Here is an 18,271-nt window from a genome sequence, read left to right as displayed (position 1 = left end):
GGTAGGCGCAGGGGAACAGCAGTAGACCAGACCAGCCAACGAAGACGAATCGGTCGCGCTTTAGCCAGTCATCGAGGACATCAAACCATCCTCGATTGGCTTGCGCTCGTCCCATTGCTATGGTCATTTCATATCCTCTTAATATGACTTTCAATCCTCGCAAACTCCTGGCTGCATCTACGTCTCAATGCAACAAGGAGCGATGTATTTAGAGGGGGGCGAGATCTAACATTTTATGTCGGTGTGTGTAGAACAACAGCGTATATCTGCCGCTTACATCACCTCTCGCCTGCCCTATCGGGCAACCGACAGACGTTAAATAAAGGGTTAACGTCTTTATATGATAGAGAGAGATGAAAAATTTTACAATCCGATACGTACAGTCTCATCAAATTGATAGTGGTTCCGTTATTTTAGATCGGTTAGTCAACTACAGGTCTTAGACTTGGTAGGATCAAGGTTGAACCCGTCAAATTTGGGTTGTGTAACCGTTGAGCGTTCTTCGAATACATTCTTAAAAACATACCCTGTTAAAGACCATTAATTCTATGGCTGCACCCACTGTTTCCACCGAAAAGAGTAATCGTATTTTCCGGCAGCAGATTGTAGGGTCTCGACGACTCAGCAATTACTGGTGGGCGACCGTCATTTTGACGGGCGGGGCTGGTTTCTTACTGTCTGGAATTTCTAGCTATTTGCAGGTAAACTTGCTGCCATTTGCCGATCCAACTCAGCTAATTTTTGTGCCTCAGGGTTTGGTAATGGCGCTATACGGCGGATTGGGCTTGCTACTAGCTGCTTACCTCTGGCTGGTCATTCTCTTGAACGTTGGCGGAGGTTACAACGAATTCAACAAGGAAACCGGATTTGCCAACATTTTTCGCTGGGGCTTTCCGGGGAAGAATCGGCGCATTGAAGTAAAACATCGCTTGAGCGATGTGCAAGCCGTTCGAGCGGATATTAAAGAAGGCTTAAACCCACGACGAGCGCTTTACCTTCAGGTGAAAGGGAAGGGTGAAATTCCTCTCACGCGGGTAGGGCAGCCGATTCCTCTATCCGATCTGGAAAACCAGGGTGCCGAGTTAGCTCGTTTCCTGGGTGTGCCGTTGGAAGGGCTGTGATTAGGCTGAGCGATCGCCCCTAGATTCTGTACATCTGGATGAAGTGTGGTTGTTTTATGAGTTTTGACTCAATTAGTCAAAACCCTTTACTTTCGTTATAGCCACTGGCTTTTGTCAAAATCGTGCTTCTACAACAAACCCCGGTACTATGCCGGGGTTTGTTGTCTAGCTATGAGTGTGTAGCAACTTTCTAGTTGGTTAAGCGTGGTCGGCAGTGGCTCGATTGGGCAGAGCCAGAACCCAATACAAAAGCGGACAAATAATGCTGCTGGCGATCGCCACCACTAAAGATACCGTTAATCCATCCATCAAATCGTGACTCATCACGTTTGCCTCGTACTGATTGAGTAATGCAGATAACAAAGGCTGACTGTTTAAAGGGTGTTCATTCGTCTTCTCTGCTTGGCGAGGAGTATTGGTTCAACTGGAGATCAAGCAGTAGATAAGAAGCAGCACGCAACCAGCCTTCTGTATCCATTATTACAAAAATAAAACTAAACAACAAATTCATGGCTTAAGGGAGGTTGACAAAAGCCATACGAGGAAAGGTATTTGGAGCTTCAACTAACTTAATAAAACTTAAAGTTTCTTTACTGTTTAGGGCTTGATTCGAAGCAGCTGATTGCCGCCCCGCTGGAATTCATAATCGACGGTATGGATTGATGCCTCATACCCCTGCTGCTTTAGCGTGTCTACGACGATGGGTACGAGTGGGCTGTCTTCTCCAGCAAGCGTTAGCAGTGGAAAAATTCGCACTTCGGCAGCCACCCGACACAACTCCTGGATAGAAGCGAGGTGAAACTCAACCGAGAGCTGGTCTGAGTAGGTAAACAGCAGATGGCTGCACAGCGCTAAATCAAACTGACGATCGCCAAAGGGCAGTGTAGGCAGTTCGGCCACTTGATAGCGTCCCGTCGCTAACCCGTTTGGAAAATCCGCCAAAAACTGTTGCATGGCTTTGAGCCGAACCTCACCCAACTGTTCGGGCGATTGAATTGAGTGCCATCTATAGCGGTTCAGGTTAGCGCTGACCCCTGCGATGATCAGCGGATACGTGTCCTGAATGCGCTGCTGAATCTCGTTGAGCGCAAATTGATAAATCGGATCGCAGGAAACGACCCGCCCCCCTGACCCCGTTAGTTCGGCGTTAAAACTCGCTGGCCCACCGGCACAGTCCAGCAGGGTCAACTGTAGATCGCCTGGAGTGAGCGCAAACATGCGGATGTATTCATCCAGCGATCGCCCCCACGGCACAACGGTTTTGAGTTTGAGTCCCATTGACGACTTTGCAGAAGAAATTGCAGCCTGATATTACAGTAAATGAGTAATTTAGACGCTTAAATCTCCACGCAAGACGGTTACCGCTTTCCCCCGCAGCAGAACGCGGTCGCCTTGATACCGAACGTTCAACACGCCACCGCGAGCGGATGCCTGGTAAGCCATAAACTCAGACTGGTTGAGGCGATCGTGCCAGTACGGTGCTAAGCAACAGTGGGCTGAACCTGTAACCGGATCTTCATCAATGCCCATAGCTGGAGCAAAAAAACGAGACACAAAATCGTAATGGGATTGGTCGGCACGGCTCGTCACTATTACTCCATGAACGGGCAACGTTTTGAGTAGCGAAAAGTCTGGCTGCATTTGCCGCACCGAGGCTTCAGAATTAACTTCTACCAGGTACCCTAATGGGTTCTGGCTGGTAGAAACGACGGGCACTCCTAACCCTTGAATCAAGGCATCAGGCGCGAGTGCAGGTTCGGACAGCGCTGCTGGGAAGTTTAGCTCAATCCATTCATCCAGGCGTTTAGCCGTTAGCAACCCGCTTCTGGTGTGGAAACGAGCCTCCTCTGCTGGCGTTAGATGCCCTTGCGACCAGAGTACGTGGGCGCTAGCCAGGGTGGCATGACCGCACAAATCAACCTCAACAGTTGGCGTAAACCAACGCAGGCTATACCCATCGGCCTGTTGCAGTAGAAAGGCTGTTTCCGAAAGGTTCATTTCGCGGGCAACATTTTGCATCCAGCGATCGCTCTGCGGCGTTGGCAGTACACAAACGGCAGCCGGATTACCAGTAAAGGGAGTGTCTGTAAACGCGTCTACTTGGGTAATGATGAGTCCCACGGATTTTTCCTGCTACAAGTCCTACTACATATTGATATAGATACAGCTCAATGCTGACTTGACCTACATCGGAACCCATCCGCATCGGTACGAAATGGCGTATTTGATGATCTGGAGCTAACGAAACGGCCATAAAAACGGCTAAATCGCCAGAAGCCAACGATCAATGGAATGATTGTAGAGTTAATCGGGCGATCGCGCTGGTCATCGTTCTTTAACGGAAATGCGAACAACATTTCTTCACCTCATCACTTGATTACACATTCCAAACCTCATTCTGTGGCTCTTGATGGTTTAAGTGACCTGTGCAGTTTGAGGATTAATCAAAGAAGTACAGACAGTTAATTGAACCGAGCAATAGTGCCCAAAGTCTCTTCAGAAGAGACAAACTCCTGTGAAGATGAACCTGCAAGATAGGCAAGTTAATGTCTTTCAATAGAGGAGCTATTGTAATTTGAAAGACTGATTTGAGCTTAGAGCTAAGAGGATAGTTGAAATGTTCTGACTGTCACTTGAACCGCTTCCTAAGCCCCAAAACATGGGAGTTCAAAGTCCTCTCTAAAAAGTAAGGCAATGAACGCATTTCAGCATCAACTGAATTAAAATTGCGTTGCCAACTCTTTTTGACGTTAAAAACATTTGAAACAGACTGCCCACAAGGAGATTTGAGCAAGAGTTGACTCGTTAGACATGTCAACTCTTGCCATTGCCTGGAGGATGCTTTAACAGCCTAATTTTAGCCTGACACCTGTAGGGGCGTAGCATATCTTGCGGGAAGCAAGCTATGGGAACACGTCTGGGTCTATTTCATGGGCTGTTTGCCGAACGCTATGCCCTTACAGGAATTTGCTACGTTTCAAACATCCTCTTATGCTGACGTAATTTTCCACAACGAGATATGCACCAACGGCATCATTCGTAGTACCGCTGTTCAAGCCATGCTCTGACCTCTGCTTCAGAGTTAAAATAGCCAGTTTGTTCGTTCATTGGATTGTAAACACGCCAATGTAATTCACCCTTTTGATTAGAGACTCTCCAAATCTTAATATCAGGTTTATTGACAACCGTCTTGAGTAAAGACTGATAGATTTGATGCAGAAGTGTGCCAACAACAGATGTTAATCTTGACTTAAGTTTTGATGAATTTCTTTGTAGGATCTGAGACGAGTCAGCAGAGACTTTTATCATCGTTCTAGACCTCCATGCGCTAACGACCCTACTCTCGCTGATGAACAAAGGGGATGAGAAGGTACAAAATTGTTATCTTTAACTGGTACAGTTTCAACAACACAAAACTGTTCTAGTCAAACTTGATAAAACTGTACCGGGTCGCTACCCCAGGAACCCTTTATAGTTCTGATAGCGATTGGTGATGCGCTATGAAAATTCCTCTTGATCGGCAATCAACGGAACCTGTTTATTTACAGATTCGCGATCGCATCAGCCGTTTGATTCGGGGCGGGTCACTGCAACCGGGCGATCGATTACCTTCCATTCGCACCCTGGCAGAAACGGCACAGGTTAACAAGTTGACGGTCATTGAAGCCTATGGCGTTTTAGAGGCAGATGGGCTGATCCACGCTCGTCCAGGGGCGGGGTATTTTGTCAATGCAGAAGTGACTCCCTCTCCCAAACTGAACTCGACCTTTGCCCCCGCTCAAGAGGTAATTATTCCATCCGATCAAACAGAGTCGTTTTTTGACCTTTACGCCATGTCGGCGCAGGTACGGCAGCAACCTGGCGCTATTGATTTTAGCCGGGGAATTCCCCGTGTAGATGGGCTGAATGACCTGCAACGCATTGCCCGACGAGCCGTTGGACAAATGCCCGGAGATCTGTTTCGCTACGATTTCCCTCAAGGGCAAACTAATTTACGTAAACAGATTGCTCAGATGCTGGTTCAGCAAGGGTTGGATGTTTCGCCAGAGCATCTAATCATTACTACTGGCTCGATGCAAGGAATTTCTCTAGCGCTACAGCATTACATCCAACCGGGAGATTGGGTAATTGTCGAAAGCCCCACTTTTCACGGAGCGCTAGCCGTTCTTGAAGAGTTAGGGGCACGAGTGATCGGCATACCGATGGCCAGAGAAGGCATGAACCTCGACCTTCTAGAGCAGTATCTCCGCAGCCATCATCCCAAGCTGATTTACACCATCAGTACGCTGCACAACCCGACGGGGTTAACGACCTCTCTTGCTCATCGGCAACAGCTCTTAGCCCTGGCAGAACACTACAACTGCCAGATTTTAGAAGACAATGCCTATGAAGGGCTTAACGTTGAGGCTGTCCCGGCACCGATCAAGGCACTCGATTGTCATGATCGGGTTGTTTATCTGGGTACCTTTTCCAAAACCCTCAGCCCCGGTTTACGGATTGGCTACATGGTCGTTACTGGGGATCATTACTCGCCATTACTCAAACGTAAGGTATTGTGCGACCTGCATAGCTCCGCCATTTCACAGGCGATCGTGAGTGAATACCTGGCATCCGGGCATTATCGCCGCCATCTCAACCGGGGACGGAGCAGCAACCTGCAAAGCCGTAACGTGATGCTGCAAGCTCTGGAACAGCATTTCCCGCAGGAGGCTTCCTGGACCATTCCCAACGGTGGACTGTTTCTCTGGGTTCATTTGCCCGCTGATTTGAACGTGCAGTCTGTTTGCCAACAGGCTCTGGTGCAAAATGTGCTGGTTTCTTCTGGTTCGCCGTTTTTCCTGGATCAACAGGGCTATCCTGCTATGCGCTTGAGCTTTTCTCATTCACCAGAGGATATTGAACGAGGGCTTGCTGTTCTCGGCCATCTCATCAAAGAACAGTTGATTCGACCACAACCCATGCTCAGCCAACTGAAGCCACTCGAAGCACAAACCCGGTCGGCCTAGCTTAAACTACTTGCCCTGCAATGTGCTGAGCGTTTCAAAGATAGATTGGTGCAGCGATCGCCATTCTTGAAAGCTAATTCGATCGACCTCATACAGCTCTCGCACAAAGCTTGCCAACAGTTTGCAGGTAAGATGCTCATTGATCGCCTGCTTGGCCGCATTGATGGCATGGAAGTCGTAGAGATAGACAGTGCTGTTGCTGATGCGTTCCCGCGATGGAGAATAGCAGGTACTGCTGAAACCGTTCTCTTGTTTAACGACTTCAATGCTCCAACCACGATAGAAATCAGATAGTTGTGGGTCTAACATAGCTCTTTGGCTCTTAGTGTTTAGGTTAGAGATTTAAGGTTGTACCGCATATTTCCAGAGTGACCACGGCTAGTTTTGCTAGCTGGGGGGTGAATCTCTGGGGTACGTTAGTAAGTTATGAGTATGTAATACTACGCATATACCAAGAATACTAAATCACGTAAAGCTTCGGTTGAGCAACTTGGCTGAATTGCCTACCTATTCTAAGTAGAGTTTTTCTGAGTAGAATTTGGGAGAACGCCCGGCCGGACGATGGCTATCATGCCTATTGCAACGGATGAGCTGACATAAACTCCCGAAACGCTAAATTCCCGTACATCGGCTTCGGCTACGCCCAATCTGCGATACCTGGCAACGGGAGATCGAGCGTAGTTGCAAACTACACCCTGGCAAGCGGTCAGGCAATCAGTTACAGGCTTCTACTGAGATATAGGTTGCTCATAGTCGTTGTACGGTAGAACCCAGGTTCGACTTTTAAGTGTTTTATCTAAGGGCGCAGCATACTCCAGGGAAGCAGCTACAGGCAAATTGAATGCTACACTCCTACACGTGTTTGACTACAAACCAGACTGTTGAAACATCCCCCAAAGGTTAGATCTTGCCAATCTGCGATCGACTTATCTTAAAGGATGAAAAGTATCAAATGTCTCCTGTAAAGGCGTAGCATCCAGCAAATAACCCTTGAAATGACCCAGAAGGATTGTCCGTAGCGTGCTTCCCGCAGGGTATGCTACGCCCCTACGAGGGTCAGGCTACCAATTAGACCTTTAAAACATCCTCTTCATGCTGCGAAAAACCTACATCTAGGCCAAGCAGGGACTTCTACAGATTCGTTGATTAATCGAAATCACCTGAAAGCTTCAGCGGTTGGAGTAGTAAGGATACGCTGTAGCGTTGAAACTGAGAGGATGTTCAAAAAGTGCTGAGTACAACTCGAACGGTCTTTAATCTGACGAGGTTGTGGGACTGAAGCGACAAATGCAGCACATTTGATACGTTTCAGTCCCTCTTTGAAGCGTGCCGTTTTAACAGAAGAACCATGCTGCTCAATCGCATTTCAAAAACAACGCTTCTAGTTTTGTTTTGCTTCGGTCTAGTAGCGCTCTATTTCGCTCTATTTCTGTTTTATGATGGGTTGCGGTTTCCCATGATTTGGGATGAAGAAGACTTTTGGGAAACTACGCTGCTTTTTAGCGATCGCCTCATTCCCAGTGTCGAACTGCTTAGAGATTATGGTGAGTTGAACACACCATTGCCATTCATTATTTTTGGAGCGTTTGAATACATTACTCAGGATGGGTTGTTTGCCGGACGGTTTCTAAACTTCAGTCTTTCAGCCGGGTTGACGTTTGCCATTGGTGCGCCGTTGTCGGGCAAGCGCAAACAAAGCGTTTTAGCCGCCTGTGGGCTTTTACTGTTTCCGTATTACCTGTGGTTAAGCAGTCATTTTTATACGGATATTCTGGCAACCTTTTTTGTTTTTGCTGGCATCTGGCTTTATTTGAGAAATCAGCATATTTTTGCCAGCTTATGTTTTGTTTTAGCGATCGCCTCCCGCCAGTTTATGCTGGCATTTCCAGTGGCGATCGCGGCTTACGAAGGACTGTCGGCCTTGATGGTAGCTTTACCATCTCATTCCTTAAAAGCGGGTGGGCAAGCCCTGTGGCGAACCCGCGTTCGCTGGCTGGCTCCAGCGCTCGCGGCGTTGACTATTCTGGGATGGATTTGGCTGTTTGGGGGGCTGGCTCCCGAATCTAGTTTTGAAGTCCGTCCTGCTCCTACGGTGCAAACTAGAACGTGGGCGATCGCCATTGACTCTAGCCTCTACTTTTTGGCCTGCATTGGACTCTATTTTGTGATTCCAGAATGGGTGTTGTTTCATCGAAACCTGAACTGGCGATCGCTCCTGACTCTGAAAAATAGTGTTATTGCCTTGAGCTTACTGGTTTTATTTGTTGCCTTTCCGCCTACGGTTGCTCATGGCCTGCTGATTAACTTAGTAAAAGTCGTTCCCATCCCCTTATTTAGAGGGGTGGTATTGTTGGGGTTGGCTGTTCTGGCCTGCACGCGGTTTTTACGGTTCAATTTGGCGTTTTGGTTCGTATTAGTCAATAGTGCCTTAATGCTCAAAGCGTTTCCCTGGGACAAATACGCGCTGCCTCTGTTGGTCGTCCTGTGGTATTTGAAAGCAATAGATGCCGTCGAACTGAACCCACAGCAGACTCATACCAATCAGCTTGAGCCGTGAAATACAACGGCCAGCCCCTTACGCTACGGACGGTGGATTTACGTCTGAAATGATACGTGTTCAACCAGATCGCCGTTGAGCAGTAGTTTACATTGATACAATCTGGCTACCATCGTCATCAACGGCATGACTTCTGAACTTTACACAACGTTTACATAAACTTTACAGAGATTTTATACTCATCCTGCAAATTTATCGCCAGAATACATGGAAACCGCTAACCTTTTGTGAAGAGGACAGCGTATGGCTTTACTCAGCAGTGGGTTGTATTCATTAAAGTAGTTTTGCCTCTCACTATGGAGCGTTGAACTGCTGTCAACTTACTCTAATGTTGGGCGTTATGGCGTGTGTGTTAGAGCTTGTGTGAAAAGGGTCTGCTGTGTTTTTAGGCTCCGCTGATCCCCTTGCTTTCTTACAATGGGAAATCGAATTTGAAGTTCCCTTTTGTCTAGCAATTTGTCCAGCAAAGCAGCGCCTTAGCGTGGAATTAGGGGAATCTAAACTGATTATGCTCCGACAGTAGAAGTTTCAAAGCATCTTAAACTGCAACCGATTTAGGATTTGGCGATGACTAGCAATTCAGCGGGTCACACAAGGTTATTGCAAATCGTGAGGCGGTTGCTTTTAGACGCTGTTAACGCTATCCAGAGACTTAATACAATTGGCAATGAATTCAGTTACTCCGGATTTCGAAGTACCGACTGACCTGTCCATTTCCATTGTGATTCCAGTCCGCAATGGTGGTGAAAACTTCCGTCAATGTTTGGCTAGCGTAGCTGATTTTGTGCCTGCTGCAACTGAAGTCATTATTGTGGTGGATGGCGGCACAGATGACTCCTGGCGCTGGGCCGAGCAGTCCGGTGCAAAGGTGATTAAGCTATCGGCAACCGGGGGGCCAGCCCGAGCCAGAAACATTGGCGCACAATCTGCCAATGGAGACATTCTTTTCTTTATGGATGCTGATGTTACTCTCCATCCTGATACGCTGAGTCAAATTGCACTGGTTTTTCGGCATCAGCCTGAGTTGGCTGCGCTCATTGGTTCTTACGATGATTCGCCCGGTGCCGATAATTTTTTATCGCAGTATAAAAATCTGTTCCACCATTATACCCATCAAACCGCGTCTCAAGAAGCATCTACCTTTTGGGGTGCATGTGGCGCGATTCGGCGCGATGTTTTTCTATCCATTGGCGGATTTGACGAAGCGTATCAATATCCTTCCATAGAAGACATCGAATTGGGCTATCGGCTGAAGAAAGCAGGGTATCGAATTGAACTTCACAAAATGGTTCAGGTGAAACACCTGAAGCGATGGGAGGTTCGATCGCTTTTACGAGCAGAGTTTTTCTTTCGAGCCTTGCCCTGGACAGAGCTGATTTGGCGCGATCGCCAATTTGTCAACGACTTGAATCTAAAGGTTTCTAGCCGCATCAGCCTGCTGCTGACCTATGGGGGCATAGCGGCACTCATGGCCGCCGTGTTGTGGAATGGGGCGATCGGTCTTGCGGCTGCCTGTGCTCTGGCGCTCTTGCTCCTCAATGCCCCGGTCTACCAGTTTTTTCAACGCCAACGGGGAACCTGGTTTGCGCTCAAAACGATTCCCTGGCACTGGCTTTACTTTCTCTATAGCGGACTGGCTTTTGCGGTTGGTACTGTTCGCTATCACGTTTTGCTGAAGCACAAGGTTGACAACCCTAGCTTGTCTCAATCCCTCAAATAATTTCACCCCTGGCTATCTCATGCTGAAACCCTTAGGAGAGCAATCAGTGGAACGTCATCCTGTTGCCATCATTGGTGCTGGCCCAGCTGGATTAACGGCTGCTTACGAGTTGGTGAAGCAGAATGTTAAGTCCATCGTGCTGGAACAGTCTGCTCAAGTTGGCGGTATTTCTAGAACTGAAATGTATAAAGGGTACCGCTTTGATATTGGCGGCCATCGCTTCTTCACCAAAATTGGAGAAGTAGAACAATTTTGGCGAGAAATTTTGGGCGATACCTTTATCAAGGTGCCAAGATTATCTCGCATTTACTATCAAGGTAAGTTTTACAACTATCCCCTTTCTCTGTTTAATGCATTGACGAACCTGGGGCCTATCACCAGTTTCTTTATTTTGGGCAGCTACTTAAAGGCAAAGCTTCGCAAGAAGATCAATCCCGACGTTCAACCCACAACCTTCGAGGAGTGGGTCACTGAGCGGTTTGGCGGTCGCCTGTACAAAATATTCTTTAAGACCTACACCGAAAAGGTGTGGGGGCTTCCCTGTAACAAAATTCGAGCCGACTGGGCCGCACAACGAATCAAAGGAATGTCGTTGAAGCGGGCGGTATTGAATGCGGCTTTTGGTAGCCAAACCTCCAAAAGCCTGATCAAAGAGTTTGATTATCCGGCATTGGGGCCCGGCATGATGTGGGAACGGTGTCAGGAACTGGTTGAAAGCCGGGGTGCTTCCGTGCAGCTCAACACGTCAGTGATTAGCGTGCATCGAGAGGGAATGCGAATTAAACAAATTACGGCGGCGCAGGGCGATCGCACCATTGAGATTGAAGCCGATCATTTTATTTCAACCATGCCCATCACCGCTTTAATGCATCGGCTTGATCCACCACCGCCTGCTGCCGTCATAGAAGCGGCACATGGCCTGAAATACCGCGACTTTTTAATTGTTTCACTGATTATTGACCGGGCAAAACTGTTTCCAGATAATTGGATTTACATTCATAGCCCGGAATTTAAGGTTGGGCGCATCCAAAATTTTAAGAATTGGAGCGCTGCCATGGTGCCTGATCCCAGCAAAAGCTGCTTGGGCATGGAATATTTCTGTAGCGAAGGGGATTCACTCTGGGAAATGTCGGATGATGCACTGATTGCACTGGCAACTCGGGAAGTCATTGAACTGAATTTGGGCGTTAAGGAGGGAGATGTAGACGATGGCGTTGTCATTCGTCAATACAAAGCCTATCCGGTCTACGACGGTGAGTACCGTCAAAATCTTCAGGTCATTCAAGATTACCTCAGCTCATTTGAGAACTTGCAAACGGTTGGGCGTAATGGGATGCATCGCTATAACAACCAGGATCACTCTATGCTGACGGCAATGCTGGCGGTTAAAAATATTCTGGGTGAAGACCACGATGTGTGGAATGTGAATACAGAGCGCTCCTATCATGAAGAAGTCACCATTAAAGAGCAAGCCAAACGGGAGGCAGCGCAAAAAGAACCGCTAAGTTCAGTCAGTGGTCTTTAAAGGTTTAAATTGGCTTATGGTGCAGTCATACCCAACGAATCAATTGAAATTGCCTAGCTTTTCCATTGTGGTTGAGACTGAAAACTTATCCACGGCTGAGATGGAGGGCTTAACCCACTGCCTTGATACGCTGGCGGCACAGGATGTTTCGCCCACCGATGCCAATGAAGTTCTGATCATTGAAACGGGGGATCTGCCCACTGATCTGATCGATCGCCTGCAAACTCACTATCCCTGGCTAACCGTGCAGCGAATTGAGTCCAGTATTGATTATTATGAAGCCAAAATGAAGGGCTTTAGCTTTACTACTGGAGAGGTGCTGGTTCTTTGCGACTCCGACTGTGTTTATGAACCGGGCTGGTTGAAAAATCTGCTCGTTCCCTTTGCGGAAAAGGCAGAGATTCAAGTGGTGGCTGGTGAAACTAGAATTTCACCCCTGGGTGCCTATGGGCTGGCTATGGCATTGACATACATCTTTCCGCCCTTTTCTCAGCGGCAGGAGTTGAGTCAGTCCCATAGCTACTTTTGCAACAACGTCGCCTTTCGCAGGAGTTTCCTGCTCAGTCATCCCATTCCTGCTAACCTGCCGATTTATCGCGGTAACTGCACGGTTCATGCTTGCTATTTAACGGAACAGGGATATGTGATCTGGAATCAGCCGCAATCCAGAGCCGTTCACGCAGCTCCCAATGGTTTGTCTCATTTCTTCTGGCGCTTTTTACTGCTTGGCTTTGATGCTTTAACGGTAGCAAGGCTGCAACGCCGTTCTGGCGGTCAACTGAATGTCAATCTGCTGGACGATTTGCGCGCTTGTGTTGGCATTGGCGTGTGGAAACTAAAGCAGGTCGTGCTTAGAACCGGGGCGTTACTGTCGGACGATCCGACGCGGATCTGGCTGCTGCCCCTGGCTGTGCCGATCGCCCTCACCTCTTTGCTGCTATTCTTTTCCGGTTTGATGATTGGCTATGTTAGCCCCACCTACCTGCTGAAGAAATACAGCCAGGTTGAAGCTCGGCTGGAACATGTCTAGCAGTCCAGTATGCCTTGCCCTATCTCCATTAACTGATGACATCTTCCCCATCACCAACGGCACGCCATGTGATTGGCGGAACGGTTCAAATCTTTTTGGCTGAAGCCCTGTTGCTGCCAACGGGGATTTTGACGGCTGCGTTTCTCACTCGGCGGCTGGGACCAGAAGGGTATGGTGTCTTTACCCTGGTAGCAACCTTAATCGCCTGGATTGGGTGGAGCATTACGTCGGTGTTCACTCGCACGACCATCAAGTTTGTGGGCGAAGCCGAGGATTGGCGACCGGTGGGGGCTAAGGTACTACGCCTGCATTTATGGTTTGGAGGTGGAGCCGCTTTGTTGTTGTGGCTGAGCGCTGATGCCCTGGCCGAGGTGATGAATGAACCGGCGATCGCTGGTTACTTAAAGCTCTTTTCGTTCGATATTCCCCTGTTTTGCCTGGGATATGTACATCGCAGCATTTTGGTTGGGGTCGGTCAATTTACGCAACGGGCGATCGCTACGGCTGGCCGCTGGCTGGCGCGGATGGTGTTTATTCTGGGACTGGTGGCTCTGGGACTGTCGGTATCGGGTGCCATTTTAGGCAGCATTGCTGCTTCGGCCATTGAACTGATCATCAGCCGTTTTTTTGTGCGCCCTTCGCTGTTTCGACCCTCTAGCTTTCCGATGCGGAAACTGTGGGGCTATGCGATTCCGCTGTTTCTGTTTGCGATGAGTATGCGGCTGTACGAAAAGCTGGATTTGTTTGCGCTCAAAATTTTGGGAGGCACCACGGCGCAGGTTGGCTTTTATGGCGCAGCGCAAAATCTGTCGTTGATCCCAGGCATTTTTTCGCTGGCATTTTCGCCGCTGCTGCTGTCTACTTTGACCCGCAGTTTACATCGGGGTGAACTTGATGCGGCTAAACAGATGAGTCAGGATGCCATGCGGTTGGTGTTGTTGATGCTGCCCTTTGCGGCACTAACCGCGGGTGCCGCTGCCGAAATTGTGGCGTTAATCTTTGGCGATGCGTTTTTATCTACGGCACCGCTGCTGCAAGTGCTAATTTTTGGGGCGATCGCCCTGGCTATGATTTCCGTCACCACTTCTATTTTGACGGCAGCGGGCAAACCCAACTGGACATTTATCCTGGCAGGGCCGCTGTTGCCCATTGCCGTGGTGGGGCATTTGTTTGCCATTCCGGCCTATGGCCCTGTTGGAGCGGCACTGATCTCAAGCGGAGTTGCTACGCTGGGTGCGATCGCAACCGTGGTGGTGCTGTATCAGTTTTGGCGCATTGTGCCAACCTGGAGCACGCTATGCCGCAGCGTTGTGCTAAGCGGTTTCGCCTATGCGGCGGCTATCAGTTGGGCTACCCCCGGCGTTTTGCTGCTGATCAAGCTTGGCATTATCGCCCTGTTCATTGTTGTCGGATTCTGGGGGCTGGGAGAATTTCAGTCGCGTGAAATAACGTTTTTTCGATCCTGGCTGCGTTCTCTTGTCCCGTTGTTTCGCAAGCAACGAACCTGAGTTCGGGGCACTTTGTATGGCAATTTCCGTTCCAAACCGATGGCTCAGTCTACTTTGCCTTTTGTGTCAGTCATTGTTCCTGTTTTCAACGACGCTCAGCGGTTGAGACACTGTCTGGCGGCGCTAGACCAGCAAACCTATCCAGAGCAGTGTTATGAAGTCATTGTGGTGGATAATGCTTCGACGGAGGATGTAAGCAGTGTGGTTCACTCGTACCGTCGGGCAATTGCCGCCTACGAAGCCACTCCCGGATCGTATGCCGCCCGCAATACCGGAATTGCGCTGGCTCGCGGAGAGGTGATTGCCTTTACCGATGCCGATTGCATTCCGGCACCCGACTGGATTGAGAAAGGGGTGGCTCACGTGCTGCGGGTGCCCAACTGTGGATTGGTCGCTGGTAAGATTCAAATCTTCTTTAAAGATCCGCAGCATCTAACTGCTGTTGAACTTTACGAACAGGTGATGGCTTTGCCACAGCGGCAGTTTTTGGAACAGCAAGGATATGGCGCAACGGCTAACCTGTTTACGCTAAAGACGGTTATTTCCACGGTTGGGCTGTTTGATGCCCGCCTGAAGTCGAGCGGCGATCGCGATTGGGGGCAACGAGTTGGCGCGATGGGTTACCGCCAGGTCTATGCGGACGATACCTGCGTGGCTCACCCGGCGAGATATTCGTTTTCGCAGCTTTATCGGCGAACGGTTCGATATGCTGGCGGCCACTATGATTTACAGGATAAACTGACCCGCTCTCCCTGGCAGCTCAATCTCGTTTTCTTCAAAAGCGTGGCGCAAGATTTGATGCCGCCGCTGATCTTTACGGTTCATACCTTTAGAAACGAGCAACTCAAAGGGGTTGACCAAAAACTAAAGGTGGCAATGGTGATGTTTTTTGTGAGGTACGTGAGTGCATGGGAAAAACTGCGGCTTAAATTGGGCGGCGTTTCTGCCCGAGAGTAATTGAGGTTGCCCCAATCGGCTACGTGCCGTTTTAATGTTGCGTTTTCACCCCTACGGTTGCATGGTCATGAGTGTTCCAGTGTTTTCAGTGATTATCCCCACTTATTCGCGTCCGGTAGAGCTGTCCCGCTGTTTAATGGCTCTGGCGCAACTCGACTATTCGCGCGATCGCTTTGAGGTGATTGTGGTTGACGATGGCAGCGATCCCCCTCCCGACTCGGTGGTTGCTCCGTTTCAAACGCAACTGAATCTTACTCTGATTCGACAACCCAATTCCGGGCCAGCACAGGCACGAAATACAGGTGCGGCTGTTGCGAAGGGGATGTTTCTCGCCTTTACCGATGACGATTGCACCCCTGCTGCCGACTGGTTAACTCAACTGGAAGCGCATTTTACGGTCATGCCCGATCGCTTGATTGGGGGAAAAACCAACAATGCCCTGCCCGACAACGCCTGTGCCACTACAAGCCAGTTGATTATAGATCTGGTGTATGCCTACTACAATGCCAATCCGCAACAGGCTCGTTTCTTTGCATCCAATAATTTTGCTGTATCGGCAGAGCAGTTTCGCGCAATGGGCGGGTTCAATCCCACATTTTTTGCATCAGAAGATCGGGAGTTTTGCGATCGCTGGCTCGATCAAGGCTACTCAATGCTGTATGCGCCCGACGTTCAGATCAACCATGCCCACCCTCTCACCCTGCGCCGCTTTTGGCAGCAGCACTTTAACTACGGACGAGGAGCCTACCGCTTTTACCAGCACCGCTCTCCAGCATCGGCCAGGCAGACATCACCAGATTTTTACCTCAGGCTATTAACTTACCCACTGGTGCAAACGACCTCAACCCATTCCAAACTAATATTGTTTGCTTTGTTGGTTTTCTCGCAAGTCGCAAGTACCGGGGGGCTATTGGGAGAGCGGTTTTATCAATCCTCGTCTCGGCTAAAGCAGGTGAATCAAACCTAGCGGTGCCGCCATTGAGTGCTCAGGAGGTTTGTATCGCCGCTCCTATCCCCCATCACCGCCACAGCGAAGCTTGGCGGAAGTACCTCGGAGATTTAGATGGAACAACCGTTTTTCTCGATTGTGATTCCTACCTATGCTCGCCCGGAGCGCTTGGCGAAGTGCCTTCAGTCTCTAACTTGCCTCACCTATCCGCGCGATCGCTTTGAAGTGATTGTGGTGGATGACGGTAGCGAACCGCCGATTGAATCGGTAGCGGCTCCATTTCGCGATCGCCTTGCACTGAGCCTGATTCGACAAGCGAATGCTGGCCCTGCTGCTGCTCGAAATACCGGGGCTGCCCATGCCAGCGGTCAGTTTTTGGCGTTTACCGATGACGACTGCGCCCCGGCCCCCGACTGGCTAGAACAGTTGAGGGGGCACTTTGCGATCGCGCCCACTGCTTTGATTGGGGGACACACGCTGAATGCCCTGCCCCATAACCTGTACTCGACCACCAGCCAGACGCTGACCGACTATCTCTATCAGTTTTATACCCGCCGCCTCAACCAACCGAACTTTTTTGCGTCTAACAACTTTGCGCTACCCGCTGAGCTGTTTCAGGCGATTGGCGGCTTTGACACCACATTTCCCCTGGCGGCTGGAGAAGACCGGGAGTTTTGCGATCGCTGGCTAGAGAAAGGATATCCCATGATTTATGCACCCGCTGTCCAGGTGCATCACGCCCACGAACTAGCGCTGCCTACCTTCTGGCGACAGCATTTCAATTACGGTCGTGGAGCCTTTTATTTTCACCAGGTTCGCAGACAGCGAACGGCAGAAACCGTCAAGATAGAGCCATTTTCCTTTTATACGCGGCTCTTAACCTACCCCTTTTCGCAGCGATCGCCCCAACCCTCTGTATTGGTTGCAGCGTTACTGTTTCTATCGCAAGTGGCTAATGTGTCTGGGTTCGTTTGGGAAAAAAATACCGCTCAGGCAGGCAAACCTGCTCAACGCTAAAGAATCTGAGACAAGAACTTCTTCGTCCGCTCTTCCCTCGGATTGTTAAAGAATTCTTCTGGTGTGGCTTCTTCTACCAGCAAACCGTCGGCCATTAGCACCACCCGATCGGCAACCTCACGGGCAAAGCCAACCTCATGGGTGACTACAACCATCGTCATGCCGCTGCTGGCGAGCGATCGCATGACATCCAGCACCTCTCGCACCATTTCTGGATCAAGGGCAGAGGTTGGCTCGTCAAATAGCATGATCTTGGGCTGCATCGCCAGGGCTCGGGCGATCGCCACCCGCTGCTGCTGCCCACCCGAAAGCTGTCCCGGAAACTTCTGCGCCTGCTCCAGAATACCCACCCGCTCTAGCAACTGCATCGCCACCTCTTCTGCTTTGGCCTTCGGCCAGCGGCGAACCCAGATGGGCGCAAGCGTTACATTTTTCAATACTGTGAGGTGGGGAAACAGGTTGAACTGCTGGAACACCATTCCCACTTCGCGCCGAATCGTTTCGATATTCTTCAAGTCGTGGGAGAGCTTGATACCGTCTACTTCAATGCTGCCCTTCTGATAGGTTTCTAAAGCATTGAACGTGCGAATAAAGGTTGATTTACCTGAGCCAGAAGGCCCCATCACCACTAAAACTTCCCCTTTGTTCACCGTCAGGCTGACACCGCGCAAGACGTGAAAATTGTTGTCGTACCATTTTTCAACATCCCGCGCAATAATCATGGGTTCCGATGCCATTGGTTCTGCGGGGGACGTTTCTGTTTGATACTGTGTCATTGAACTTTTCTCCCTCTCAGGCAGTAGTAATCGCTTGTTAACTGATTCCGTTATGCAAAACGTAAAACCCTGAAAACGCTAAACGCTATCTTCAAGGGCTTGACT

General features: G+C 49.5%; 15 protein-coding genes and 1 pseudogene. 10 read left to right on the top strand and 6 right to left on the bottom strand.

What is annotated here, in order from left to right; translation table 11 throughout:
• Positions 1–127, bottom strand: a pseudogene (locus IQ268_RS06935) (photosystem II D2 protein (photosystem q(a) protein)); the annotation flags it as partial.
• Positions 128–548: 421 nt separating this feature from the next.
• On the opposite strand from IQ268_RS06935, the gene IQ268_RS06930 reads away from it, so the two are divergent.
• Entirely contained in the window at positions 549–1,121 is a 573-nt protein-coding gene (locus tag IQ268_RS06930) for a photosystem I assembly protein Ycf4 (protein ID WP_193876889.1), read from the top strand.
• 198 nt (positions 1,122–1,319) lie between these two features.
• Here the strand turns inward: IQ268_RS06930 and IQ268_RS32795 are convergent, their stop codons facing one another.
• From IQ268_RS32795 to IQ268_RS06920, 3 genes are all read right to left on the bottom strand, one after another.
• Positions 1,320–1,445, bottom strand: a complete 126-nt coding sequence (locus IQ268_RS32795; RefSeq protein ID WP_255527153.1) for a hypothetical protein — start codon at positions 1,443–1,445, stop codon at positions 1,320–1,322.
• A gap of 273 nt (positions 1,446–1,718) precedes the next feature.
• On the bottom strand, positions 1,719–2,399 hold the full coding sequence (locus tag IQ268_RS06925; protein WP_193876887.1) for a class I SAM-dependent methyltransferase: 681 nt from the start codon (positions 2,397–2,399) through the stop codon (positions 1,719–1,721).
• 51 nt (positions 2,400–2,450) lie between these two features.
• Positions 2,451–3,242: a PhzF family phenazine biosynthesis protein gene (locus IQ268_RS06920; protein WP_193876885.1), complete on the bottom strand. Its 792-nt coding sequence runs from the start codon at positions 3,240–3,242 to the stop codon at positions 2,451–2,453.
• Between the two features lie 1,379 nt (positions 3,243–4,621).
• On the opposite strand from IQ268_RS06920, the gene IQ268_RS06915 reads away from it, so the two are divergent.
• Positions 4,622–6,127, top strand: a complete 1,506-nt coding sequence (locus tag IQ268_RS06915; RefSeq protein ID WP_193876883.1) for a PLP-dependent aminotransferase family protein — start codon at positions 4,622–4,624, stop codon at positions 6,125–6,127.
• Positions 6,128–6,133: 6 nt separating this feature from the next.
• On the opposite strand, the gene IQ268_RS06910 is transcribed toward IQ268_RS06915, so the two are convergent.
• On the bottom strand, positions 6,134–6,436 hold the full coding sequence (locus IQ268_RS06910; RefSeq protein ID WP_193876881.1) for a hypothetical protein: 303 nt from the start codon (positions 6,434–6,436) through the stop codon (positions 6,134–6,136).
• A gap of 1,039 nt (positions 6,437–7,475) precedes the next feature.
• Between IQ268_RS06910 and IQ268_RS06905 the strand changes: the two genes are divergently transcribed.
• From IQ268_RS06905 to IQ268_RS06870, 8 genes are all read left to right on the top strand, one after another.
• Positions 7,476–8,684, top strand: a complete 1,209-nt coding sequence (locus IQ268_RS06905; RefSeq protein WP_193876879.1) for a hypothetical protein — start codon at positions 7,476–7,478, stop codon at positions 8,682–8,684.
• 667 nt (positions 8,685–9,351) lie between these two features.
• On the top strand, positions 9,352–10,404 hold the full coding sequence (locus IQ268_RS06900) for a glycosyltransferase family 2 protein (RefSeq protein ID WP_193876877.1): 1,053 nt from the start codon (positions 9,352–9,354) through the stop codon (positions 10,402–10,404).
• A 46-nt stretch (positions 10,405–10,450) separates the two neighbouring features.
• On the top strand, positions 10,451–11,929 hold the full coding sequence (locus IQ268_RS06895; protein ID WP_193876875.1) for an NAD(P)/FAD-dependent oxidoreductase: 1,479 nt from the start codon (positions 10,451–10,453) through the stop codon (positions 11,927–11,929).
• A gap of 16 nt (positions 11,930–11,945) precedes the next feature.
• Complete coding sequence (locus IQ268_RS06890) at positions 11,946–12,959, top strand: glycosyltransferase family 2 protein (RefSeq protein WP_193876873.1); 1,014 nt, start codon at positions 11,946–11,948, stop codon at positions 12,957–12,959.
• A 35-nt stretch (positions 12,960–12,994) separates the two neighbouring features.
• Positions 12,995–14,467 (top strand): oligosaccharide flippase family protein, encoded by a 1,473-nt coding sequence (locus IQ268_RS06885; protein WP_193876871.1) that lies wholly within the window; start codon positions 12,995–12,997, stop codon positions 14,465–14,467.
• Between the two features lie 39 nt (positions 14,468–14,506).
• On the top strand, positions 14,507–15,424 hold the full coding sequence (locus IQ268_RS06880; RefSeq protein WP_193876869.1) for a glycosyltransferase family 2 protein: 918 nt from the start codon (positions 14,507–14,509) through the stop codon (positions 15,422–15,424).
• A 67-nt stretch (positions 15,425–15,491) separates the two neighbouring features.
• On the top strand, positions 15,492–16,391 hold the full coding sequence (locus tag IQ268_RS06875; RefSeq protein WP_228035147.1) for a glycosyltransferase family 2 protein: 900 nt from the start codon (positions 15,492–15,494) through the stop codon (positions 16,389–16,391).
• Between the two features lie 96 nt (positions 16,392–16,487).
• Entirely contained in the window at positions 16,488–17,390 is a 903-nt protein-coding gene (locus tag IQ268_RS06870) for a glycosyltransferase family 2 protein (RefSeq protein WP_193876865.1), read from the top strand.
• Here the strand turns inward: IQ268_RS06870 and IQ268_RS06865 are convergent.
• Entirely contained in the window at positions 17,387–18,166 is a 780-nt protein-coding gene (locus tag IQ268_RS06865) for an amino acid ABC transporter ATP-binding protein (RefSeq protein WP_193876863.1), read from the bottom strand. The two genes, IQ268_RS06870 and IQ268_RS06865, sit on opposite strands and share 4 nt — an antisense overlap.
• Positions 18,167–18,271 lie beyond the last annotated feature (105 nt).

The organism is Oculatella sp. LEGE 06141, assembly GCF_015207605.1.
In the GTDB taxonomy this organism is placed as follows: domain Bacteria; phylum Cyanobacteriota; class Cyanobacteriia; order Elainellales; family Elainellaceae; genus Oculatella.
Note: the sequence above shows the minus strand (reverse complement) of the source record. Positions and strands in the feature narration are given on the sequence as shown.

Excerpts from the sequence above, each read along its gene's own strand:
- IQ268_RS06890 (WP_193876873.1), top strand. The coding sequence starts at position 11,946 with ATGGTGCAGTCATACCCAACGAATCAATTGAAATTGCCTAGCTTTTCC.
- IQ268_RS06885 (WP_193876871.1), top strand. The coding sequence starts at position 12,995 with ATGACATCTTCCCCATCACCAACGGCACGCCATGTGATTGGCGGAACG.
- IQ268_RS32795 (WP_255527153.1), bottom strand. The coding sequence starts at position 1,445 with ATGAGTCACGATTTGATGGATGGATTAACGGTATCTTTAGTGGTGGCG.
- IQ268_RS06880 (WP_193876869.1), top strand. The coding sequence starts at position 14,507 with ATGGCTCAGTCTACTTTGCCTTTTGTGTCAGTCATTGTTCCTGTTTTC.
- IQ268_RS06905 (WP_193876879.1), top strand. The coding sequence starts at position 7,476 with ATGCTGCTCAATCGCATTTCAAAAACAACGCTTCTAGTTTTGTTTTGC.
- IQ268_RS06865 (WP_193876863.1), bottom strand. The coding sequence starts at position 18,166 with ATGACACAGTATCAAACAGAAACGTCCCCCGCAGAACCAATGGCATCG.
- IQ268_RS06910 (WP_193876881.1), bottom strand. The coding sequence starts at position 6,436 with ATGTTAGACCCACAACTATCTGATTTCTATCGTGGTTGGAGCATTGAA.
- IQ268_RS06925 (WP_193876887.1), bottom strand. The coding sequence starts at position 2,399 with ATGGGACTCAAACTCAAAACCGTTGTGCCGTGGGGGCGATCGCTGGAT.
- IQ268_RS06930 (WP_193876889.1), top strand. The coding sequence starts at position 549 with ATGGCTGCACCCACTGTTTCCACCGAAAAGAGTAATCGTATTTTCCGG.
- IQ268_RS06900 (WP_193876877.1), top strand. The coding sequence starts at position 9,352 with ATGAATTCAGTTACTCCGGATTTCGAAGTACCGACTGACCTGTCCATT.
- IQ268_RS06915 (WP_193876883.1), top strand. The coding sequence starts at position 4,622 with ATGAAAATTCCTCTTGATCGGCAATCAACGGAACCTGTTTATTTACAG.
- IQ268_RS06875 (WP_228035147.1), top strand. The coding sequence starts at position 15,492 with ATGAGTGTTCCAGTGTTTTCAGTGATTATCCCCACTTATTCGCGTCCG.
- IQ268_RS06870 (WP_193876865.1), top strand. The coding sequence starts at position 16,488 with ATGGAACAACCGTTTTTCTCGATTGTGATTCCTACCTATGCTCGCCCG.